Raw genomic sequence first — 551 nt, 5'->3', positions numbered from 1 at the left:
GTTCACTGAGCCTGAGCGCACGGAGGAAGTCAATGCCGGAACCTCCCGGTAACGCGCGATCCAGCACGATGAGATCGGGCAAAACTTCCGCGACCAAGGACGACGCCACCTGAGCGTCTGCCGCATGGATCGGATGAAAGCCACCATGGTGCAACGTGAGCGTGAGCAACTCCGCGATGGCGGGCTCGTCCTCAACGACCAAGACATTGGCAGGCATGCGTTCCTCGTCAAGCGTCAGGATCCGACACTTCGCGCTCGAGGTCCTCAAGCGAGATGTGTCTTACGTCGGTGCCGTGTGCCACGAAAATCGCCAGCTCCGCGATATTGGTCGCATGATCGCCAATGCGCTCAATAGCTTTTGCGATGAAGAGGTAGTCGAGGCCCACCGCGATCGAACTTGCGTCTTCCATCATGTACGTGATGAGCTTGCGCACGAACGCGCGAAACTCATTGTCGATGGCCAAGTCATCTCGCACCACCTGCGCAGCGCCGGCCGCATCCAACCGCGCAAATGCGTTCAACGCACGGTAGAGCATTCGAGAAGCCAACTC

2 protein-coding genes are annotated in these 551 nt (G+C 59.0%); both read right to left on the bottom strand.

What is annotated here, in order from left to right:
- Positions 1 to 217: response regulator (locus I6F21_RS37610; RefSeq protein WP_225184369.1), on the bottom strand; the 217-nt coding region annotated here is incomplete at its 3' end.
- Between the two features lie 10 nt (positions 218 to 227).
- Positions 228 to 551: PhoU domain-containing protein (locus tag I6F21_RS37605; RefSeq protein WP_276573642.1), on the bottom strand; the 324-nt coding region annotated here is incomplete at its 5' end.

It is taken from the genome of Bradyrhizobium sp. NBAIM03, from assembly GCF_020194055.1.
GTDB classification, from domain to species: domain Bacteria; phylum Pseudomonadota; class Alphaproteobacteria; order Rhizobiales; family Xanthobacteraceae; genus Bradyrhizobium; species Bradyrhizobium yuanmingense.
The sequence above is the reverse complement of the archived record's forward strand: the minus strand, read 5'-3'. Positions and strand labels throughout refer to the sequence as shown.